This is a genomic window from Flavobacterium sp., assembly GCF_044371705.1.
Lineage (GTDB): Bacteria > Bacteroidota > Bacteroidia > Flavobacteriales > Flavobacteriaceae > Flavobacterium.
The window spans coordinates 1-7789 of the sequence record NZ_JBILTE010000120.1; the positions used below are offsets into that span (position 1 = coordinate 1).

Below are 7789 nucleotides of genomic sequence, written 5' to 3' on the forward strand. Positions count from 1 at the left end.
CAATTGATCAAACGCTTTTTTTGTTTTAATGCGGCAATTTATCCTTAATCACACCATATAAAAAAGTTCCAAAAACAGCTCCTAACAACACCCATATCATGTTGTAAAAACCTGCTCCTAATAATATAAAAATAGGTCCGGGACATGATCCAACCAAAGCCCAACCCAATCCAAATAAAGTCCCTCCAATCCAATAACGTAGATTGCCGTCTTCTTTGTCTAAAATCTCAATGGGCTGACCATTGATGTCTTTCAACTTTTTGCGTTTGATTATTTGAATACCAATCAAGCCTGTGGCGATTGCAGTTCCAATAATTCCATACATGTGAAAGGACTGAAAATGAAACATTTCATAAATTCGGTACCACGACACGGCTTCTGTTTTGGTCAATACAATCCCAAACAAAATTCCTACGAGTAAATATTTTAGTAAATTCATGCATTAAAAATTAAGGGTAAAAGAAAATGAGCCATCACCAATCCACCAATAAAAAAACCAATAACCGCCTTTAGTGAGGGTAGTTGTAAATTACTTAATCCTGAAATAGCGTGACCAGAGGTGCAACCACCGGCATATCTACTGCCAAAACCAATCAACAAACCACCACCAATTAATAACAAAATGGTTCGGGGTGACGGATTTTCAATTAAAGCATCGGGAACTAATTTACCTTCCGGAGCGTCAATTCCTAAGGTGCTCAATTGTTCAATAGTTTTCGGATTAATTGCTACATTGGATACATCATGCAAAAAATGAACAGCAATAAATCCACCAATCATCGCACCAAAAGCTACTACTAAATTCCACCGTTGGGCTTTCCAGTCCCAAGCGAAAAAGGAGACCTTCTTCCCTATTCCCGTCATGGCACAAAGCGAACGAAGATTGGACGACATGCCAAAGGTCTTGCCAAAATAAATTAATGCTAACATCACCACTCCGATTAGAAAACCGGAAATGGACCAATGCCAGGTTTGTGAAAGTACTTCCATTGCTTTTTTTTTTACAAAAATAGAATTTGATTTGCGTTAATACAAATACAAACGAATTCGTTTATTTAAAATTTCTTATACCTTTGATTCAAATTTAAAAAGTCACTTATGAAAGGTTTAAATTTTCTTTTACTAATTAGTATTTTTTTGATGCTACTATCCTGTGGGGCTCCCAAAAGCACCCTGAAAAATGTGGACGATTCTGCCCCCGCACCTATTCTAAAAAACAATGCTTTTGTGCTGACCGAAGTGAGTACCGATAAAAAATACGGCTACGACGAAGATTATCCCATCAATATTTTCTACCGAAGTACATTAAACGACACCATCAATCAAGACCGATTTCTGAAAGCACTTGCAGGTCCAAACGGAGAATTAATTCGCTTTAAAAAACTGGAGAGCTGCTGTCCGTTTCCCACCAAAAGGAGTCTCAATGGTGCAGGATTTCTGGATGTTTATGAAATTACATGGGACGGTTGTAAAGAACCTTTGCTTCTTTATTTCAACATTTATGAACGCGGAAAATTAATGGTCCCGAAAGGATTGACAGCCAGAAAAGATGAGTAACTTTTGTTACAGAAGAATTATAAAAAAATCGTACTTTTGCACCTTAAAAATTCAATTATGACACTTTCAAATATCCCTCAAATCAAGCATTTAGATAGTGGGAACTTTTTTGTACTAGCCGGTCCTTGTGCAATTGAAGGCGAAGAAATGGCTCTTCGTATTGCCGAGCGTTTGGTAACAATCACCGATAAATTAGCCATTCCTTATGTATTTAAAGGATCGTTCAAAAAAGCAAACCGTTCACGTATTGACAGTTTCTCGGGAATTGGTGATGAAAAAGCGTTGAAAATACTTCAAAAAGTATCTCAAACATTCGGAGTTCCAACCGTTACAGATATACACACCAATGAAGATGCTGCAATGGCTGCTGAATATGTAGATGTTTTACAAATTCCTGCTTTTTTAGTCCGTCAAACCGACCTTGTTGTTGCCGCGGCAAAAACAGGTAAAACGGTAAACTTGAAAAAAGGACAATTCATGAGTCCGGAAAGCATGAAACATGCCGTTCAAAAAGTGTTGGATTGCCAAAACGAAAATGTGATGGTTACCGATCGCGGCACCATGTTTGGCTACCAAGATATGATTGTGGATTTTAGAGGAATTCCAACCATGAAACAATTTGCAACAACGGTTTTGGATGTCACACATTCGTTGCAACAACCCAATCAAATGTCGGGTGTAACCGGCGGTCGTCCCGATATGATTGAAACCATTGCAAAAGCAGGAATTGTTACCGGTGTAGATGGTATTTTTATTGAAACCCATTTTGATCCGGCTAATGCCAAAAGTGACGGTGCCAATATGTTACATTTGGATTATTTTGAAGATTTGATGACGAAATTGGTCGCCATTCGCAAAACAATTAATCAATTTTAACGCCATAAATTTCTATCCCTTGAAAAATCAATCATTGGTAATTACGTTCTTTTTTTATGTGTTTTTTCAACAATTATCAGCCCAAGATACTTTGGTGAAACCGGAAAAATACACAGCTCATAACAAAGGTAAGTTTTACGTCTTTTGGGGAGGTAACAGAGGTTACTTTACAGATTCTGACATTCATTTTACAGGTGACGATCATAACTTTACTATTTATGATGTTCCTGCTCAAGATAAACCCAAAGGATGGCATATAGATTATTTCATGCCCGGATCAATGACGAAACCCCAAACCAATTTTCGTTTAGGGTATTTCATTAATGACCACTACAACATTTCTATAGGTATAGACCACATGAAATATGTCATGCGGCAAGATGTGGCTGTTGACGTAAACGGCAACTATCCTGATCCGGGTACTTATTTTGAATTACTGCCAAATGGCCAAATAAATTTAACGGAGCAGTTTTTAACGTTTGAACATACCGATGGCTTAAATTATGTAAATAGTGAAATATCTCGTGTAGATGATGTGTCATCATTCTTCCATTTACCAAACACCGATAAATTTCAAATTAACATCACCGAAGGTGTGGGTGGTGGTATTTTGTATCCCAAATCAAATGTGCAAATGTTTGGGCAGGATCGACACGATGAATTTCACGTAGCAGGTTTCGGATTGTCGGCAAAAGCAGGTCTGAATTTTACATTCTTCAAACACTTTTTCATTCAAACCGAATTAAAAGGTGGCTATATTAACATGAACGATATTCGAACTACAAGTGATTCACGAGACCGTGCTTCGCAGGATTTTTGGTTTTTAGAAACTATAATTGCTGTAGGTGGTATTTTCAGGGTTTAAAAAAGAAGATTTCTAACTAAAAAATGCTTTCGGAAACGGAAGCATTTTTTTTATTCTATTCCAATAGCAACGAATTTCAACTACAATACTAAATTCAGAATTATTCAAAAATTTAGTGTTACCGAATCAGAAAGTCAAAAAATTGCAAAATTTGAAAATGTGAAAAACATTTAAAATAAACTTAAAGATTTCACAAATAATTTTTGCAGCAACTTTCTTAATCTACTAAAAAGCATTGATTTTACTGAGTTATTTGGATGCTACCTCCAGCAAACGTCTATATATTTCATAAATAATTTTTATGTATTTCATTAAAAATATAAATAAAAAATTATGAATTAGAATTATGACCTTTGTCAGACTAATTTAAATCAATTTTATAATGATAACAATTACAGTAGCAAAAGGAGACGGTATTGGTCCTGAAATAATGAATGCCACATTAGAAATTATTTTGGCTGCAGGAGCTAAAATCGCCATTGAAGAAATAGAAGTGGGCGAGAAAGTGTACTTAGCCGGAAACACTTCCGGAATTTCAAACGAATCATGGGAAACCATCCGAAGAAACAAAATTTTTCTAAAAGCACCTATTACAACTCCACAAGGAGGCGGTTATAAAAGTTTAAATGTCACCACCCGTAAATTTCTTGGATTGTATTCAAACGTGCGACCATGCATGAGCTTGCATCCATTTGTAGACACCAAACATCCGGTAATGGATATTGTTATTGTAAGAGAAAATGAAGAAGATTTATATGCAGGAATTGAACACCAACAAACCGATGAAGTAGTTCAATGTTTAAAATTGATAAGCAGACCGGGGTGCGAAAAAATTGTACGCTACGCCTTTGAATATGCCAAACAACAAAACCGTAAAAAAGTGACTTGTTTTACCAAAGACAATATCATGAAACAAACAGACGGATTGTTCCATCAGGTTTTTGATGAAATAGCTAAAGAATATCCGGAAATAGAAAACGAACATTGGATCATCGATATTGGAGCTGCAAAAATGGCCGATACTCCCGAAGCATTTGATGTAATTGTAATGCCCAATTTATATGGAGACATATTAAGTGATATAGCTGCCCAAATCACCGGTTCTGTCGGTTTAGCAGGTTCTGCCAACATTGGCGAAGAATGTTCGATGTTTGAAGCCATTCATGGATCGGCACCACGAAGAGCGGGTCAAAATGTGGCCAACCCTTCCGGTTTGCTGCAAGGAGCAATCATGATGCTCAATCATATCGGTCAAACAGAAGTAGCAGAAAAAGTTCAAAATGCTTGGCTAAAAACCCTTGAAGATGGCATTCACACGTATGACATTTTTAAAGAAGGAACCAGCAAGCAAAAGGTGGGAACCAAGGAATTTGCCCAAGCAGTTATTGCCAATTTAGGTCACAAACCCGCCACCTTAAAATCGGTTTCATATGCTAATAGTGCTGCTTTAAATCTCCCAAAATACATTCGAAAACCCTTAGGCAAAAAAAAATTGGTTGGAGTGGATGTTTTTGTTCATTGGCCGCAAACAAATCCAAATGAACTAGCAGAAATAATCAAAAAAATTGAATTGGAAGGTATTCATTTGAGCATGATTACCAACCGAGGTATTAAGGTGTGGCCGGACGGATTTAAAGAAACGTTTTGTACCGACCATTGGAGATGTCGATTCAAACCAAATGAATCAAAAAACATGAGTAAGATTGATATCGCTCAACTTTTAAAAAATGCCATTGAAAAAGATATTGATACCATTAAAACGGAGAACTTATACACATTTGATGGAAAAGCGGCCTATTCCTTAGGTCAGGGACAATAAATTTAAAGTCAAACGAATGATAAACGTAGTTATTTATTTAAAAAAGCATCACCATTCAAAGGAACTAGTCAAGCATCTTCTCGCCGAAAGACTAATTGCTTCAGCTTCGATCGACGAGAATAATGTATCCTACAGAATGGAAGACGATGCTTTTGTGGAAGACGTTAACAATGTGATTACTGCACAATCTAAATCACTACTATTTACAGAAATCTTAAAAGCCGTCCGGTATAAAATTGGCGAGGAGGTTCCTATCAATGCTGTTCCAATTATGGGTGTAAACAGAATTTTTGATGAAATCATACGAGGCGGAACCTTACCTGCTTAATTGCAGGATAAAAACTTAAAAGTGCAAACAAATATAAAAAAACGGACTCGCCGAACACCGCAGTAAGAAGTAGGCAAAAAAAAAAAATTACAAAATGAAAAAAGATATTTTAGTAGCAAGCGTTTTAGCTGTTTTGTTGTTATCAGGTTGTGCTGTTGTTCGCCCCGGAGAAGTTGGTGTAAAGCAGCGATTAGGAAATCTTTCAGATGAGGTGACTTTGCAAGGTCCGGTGCTGTACAATGTTTTTACAAGTAAGATAATTATAACTTCTGTGCAAACAAATGATTTATTACTGTCGCTGAGCTTACCATCAAAAGAGGGTTTGAGTGTTGAATCTGATATTTCAATTTTATACCGATTGGAGCAAAACAAAGTGCCAAACATTATCCGAACTTACGGAACAAACTTCGAAACCATTATTTCAAATGTTTTCCGATCTGCTTCTGCAGATGTTTGTGCACAATATTTCGCAAAAGACATGCATTCGGGCATGCGTGCGAACATTGAAAAGGCAATTCTGGATAAAATGGGTTCTTTACTATCGCCGCAAGGAATTATCATTGAATCGGTACTAATGAAAAGTATCAAACTTCCGGCGGGACTTGCCAAATCGATTGAATTTAAATTGCAAGCTGAACAAGATGCCATGCGAATGGAATTTGTGCTTCAGCAGGAGAAATTAGAGGCTGATCGGGTGATTATTAAGGCGAAAGGTGAAAGAGATGCACAAAAGATTTTAGCAGAAGGATTAACCCCTGAAATTATAAAATTAAAAAGTATCGAAGCATTTAATGAGCTTGCCAAATCAGCCAATAGCAAAACGATTATTACAGATGGTAAAGCTCCTTTTTTGATTGACTAAAAAAGATGCAATTACAGCGAGCATTTAAAATTCAATAACAACGGAAATGCCGAACACCGGTATAAGAAGTGGGCAAATTAAAAAAAAATAAAATGAAAAAAATAGTAATTATCGGATTGGGAGTTGTAGCAACTTTTACAGCATCCTGCAACCAATTGACGCAGCAGGCAAAAGAAGAAGCAGACAAAGTTGTTTCGCAAACCAACGAAAGTGTACAAAAAGTAATTAACGATTTAGGATTGGTTTACGTAGAAGAAGGTGCTCAAAACATTATTACTTATGACGAAGTAAACGCTGCCCAACAAGCCTGGTGCGACGCTTTAGTAAATATCGGTCAGTTAAAAGAAGAAGGTGGCGATTACAAAGCATTTGCGGAGCAAGTACTTTCGGATGCCTATAATTATGACAATGGGAAGGTGTTTTTCAAACCCACCTTAGCCTTTGGCGACCAAACGTTTAGAAATGATAAAAAAGGTGCTTTGGCCTATTTTATTGGTGGAGACCCAGCGTATCCAAATGATAAAGGCTTCGCGTTGACACCTTGGGTAAAAGCACGTTTTGACAACGCCGGTGCCAATAACGAAGGCATCCAGATTTACGGTTCTGTGGCAATCACAATGGGTAATGTTTGGGTAACCGGAAAAGATGGTAAAGAGGTAATGGTTGATAAAACTTGGGTCTTTAAAAAGGGTAAAGATGGCAAATTGCGAATTATTGTTCATAAATCATCGCTTCCTTATGCACCAGTTGCTAAATAAATTGTAAATTGGGTTGGGTACTATTACTCAACCCAAATTTTTTTTACGATGCAAAAATTAGTGTCTTCTTTTATATTTTTTTCGTGCTTTTTTGTAACCAGTTTGCATGCACAAAACACGCGAACAAGTAATTATAATTCCATTGGATGGTATAACTATTTTGGGACATTTAAAGTTTCTGAAAAATTTGACATTCACACCGAATATCAATTTAGAAGAAACGAAGTCATCACCGAGTGGCAGCAAAGTTTATTGCGATTGGGAGTTAATTATCAACTAAACTCAAAAATTCAGTTCCGTTTGGGTTATGGTTGGATTGAAACGTTTCCCTATGGAGAAATTCCCATTAATGGATTTGGAAAAGATTTTACTGAACATCGCCTTTTCCAAATGGCTACAATTTCCGATAAAGTAGGCCTAATTGATTTGTCGCATCGATTTATGCTCGAGCAACGGTGGATAGGCACCTACTCAGACGCTGATTTAAACACTCAAGATGATTTTATTTTTTTAAATAGACTTCGGTATATGTTCCGACTTCAAATACCCTTAAAAGGTTCAGAAATAAAAGATAAAACACCCTATTTGGCGGCCTATAACGAGGTGTTTATAGGTTTTGGTGAGAACGTCAATGAAAATGTATTTGACCAAAATAGAATCGGTGTTTTACTGGGTTATCAATTTAATTCATCGCTACGAGTGGAAGGTGGTTACTTAAACCAAA

Annotated in this window: 10 protein-coding genes; 8 read left to right on the forward strand and 2 right to left on the reverse strand. The window is 36.7% G+C overall.

What is annotated here, in order from left to right; genetic code table 11:
* Nucleotides 1-25: 25 nt before the first annotated feature.
* Together ACIQ2S_RS09095 and ACIQ2S_RS09100 are read right to left on the reverse strand one after the other, a co-directional pair.
* A complete protein-coding gene (locus tag ACIQ2S_RS09095; protein WP_396175186.1) occupies nucleotides 26-439 on the reverse strand; it encodes a DUF6691 family protein in 414 nt (137 codons plus the stop codon).
* A complete protein-coding gene (locus tag ACIQ2S_RS09100) occupies nucleotides 436-990 on the reverse strand; it encodes a YeeE/YedE family protein (RefSeq protein WP_396175188.1) in 555 nt (184 codons plus the stop codon). Before ACIQ2S_RS09100 ends, ACIQ2S_RS09095 begins: the two co-directional genes overlap by 4 nt.
* Before the next feature lie 108 nt (nucleotides 991-1098).
* Here ACIQ2S_RS09100 and ACIQ2S_RS09105 point away from each other — a divergent pair, with 108 nt between their 5' ends.
* The 8 genes from ACIQ2S_RS09105 to ACIQ2S_RS09140 form a co-directional block, all read left to right on the forward strand.
* On the forward strand, nucleotides 1099-1557 hold the full coding sequence (locus ACIQ2S_RS09105; protein WP_396175190.1) for a 2-dehydro-3-deoxyphosphooctonate aldolase: 459 nt from the start codon (nucleotides 1099-1101) through the stop codon (nucleotides 1555-1557).
* Between the two features lie 57 nt (nucleotides 1558-1614).
* Nucleotides 1615-2433, forward strand: a complete 819-nt coding sequence (kdsA, locus tag ACIQ2S_RS09110) for a 3-deoxy-8-phosphooctulonate synthase (RefSeq protein WP_396175192.1) — start codon at nucleotides 1615-1617, stop codon at nucleotides 2431-2433.
* A 19-nt stretch (nucleotides 2434-2452) separates the two neighbouring features.
* Nucleotides 2453-3298, forward strand: a complete 846-nt coding sequence (locus ACIQ2S_RS09115; protein ID WP_396175194.1) for a hypothetical protein — start codon at nucleotides 2453-2455, stop codon at nucleotides 3296-3298.
* Between the two features lie 382 nt (nucleotides 3299-3680).
* Nucleotides 3681-5117: an NADP-dependent isocitrate dehydrogenase gene (locus ACIQ2S_RS09120; RefSeq protein ID WP_396175196.1), complete on the forward strand. Its 1437-nt coding sequence runs from the start codon at nucleotides 3681-3683 to the stop codon at nucleotides 5115-5117.
* Between the two features lie 16 nt (nucleotides 5118-5133).
* Nucleotides 5134-5445 carry a hypothetical protein gene (locus tag ACIQ2S_RS09125; protein WP_396175198.1) on the forward strand — a complete coding sequence of 104 codons (312 nt, stop codon included), beginning with the start codon at nucleotides 5134-5136 and terminating at the stop codon, nucleotides 5443-5445.
* A 94-nt stretch (nucleotides 5446-5539) separates the two neighbouring features.
* Complete coding sequence (locus tag ACIQ2S_RS09130; RefSeq protein ID WP_396175200.1) at nucleotides 5540-6307, forward strand: prohibitin family protein; 768 nt, start codon at nucleotides 5540-5542, stop codon at nucleotides 6305-6307.
* A 92-nt stretch (nucleotides 6308-6399) separates the two neighbouring features.
* Nucleotides 6400-7065 (forward strand): hypothetical protein, encoded by a 666-nt coding sequence (locus ACIQ2S_RS09135; RefSeq protein ID WP_396175202.1) that lies wholly within the window; start codon nucleotides 6400-6402, stop codon nucleotides 7063-7065.
* 48 nt (nucleotides 7066-7113) lie between these two features.
* Nucleotides 7114-7789, forward strand: a 676-nt coding sequence (locus ACIQ2S_RS09140; RefSeq protein ID WP_396175204.1) for a DUF2490 domain-containing protein, incomplete at its 3' end; no start/stop codon positions are given.

What these genes read in the sequence shown, in the direction of transcription:
- ACIQ2S_RS09095 (WP_396175186.1), bottom strand. Translation starts at nt 439, where the DNA reads ATGAATTTACTAAAATATTTACTCGTAGGAATTTTGTTTGGGATTGTA.
- ACIQ2S_RS09100 (WP_396175188.1), bottom strand. Translation starts at nt 990, where the DNA reads ATGGAAGTACTTTCACAAACCTGGCATTGGTCCATTTCCGGTTTTCTA.
- ACIQ2S_RS09105 (WP_396175190.1), top strand. Translation starts at nt 1,099, where the DNA reads ATGAAAGGTTTAAATTTTCTTTTACTAATTAGTATTTTTTTGATGCTA.
- kdsA (WP_396175192.1), top strand. Translation starts at nt 1,615, where the DNA reads ATGACACTTTCAAATATCCCTCAAATCAAGCATTTAGATAGTGGGAAC.
- ACIQ2S_RS09120 (WP_396175196.1), top strand. Translation starts at nt 3,681, where the DNA reads ATGATAACAATTACAGTAGCAAAAGGAGACGGTATTGGTCCTGAAATA.
- ACIQ2S_RS09125 (WP_396175198.1), top strand. Translation starts at nt 5,134, where the DNA reads ATGATAAACGTAGTTATTTATTTAAAAAAGCATCACCATTCAAAGGAA.
- ACIQ2S_RS09130 (WP_396175200.1), top strand. Translation starts at nt 5,540, where the DNA reads ATGAAAAAAGATATTTTAGTAGCAAGCGTTTTAGCTGTTTTGTTGTTA.
- ACIQ2S_RS09135 (WP_396175202.1), top strand. Translation starts at nt 6,400, where the DNA reads ATGAAAAAAATAGTAATTATCGGATTGGGAGTTGTAGCAACTTTTACA.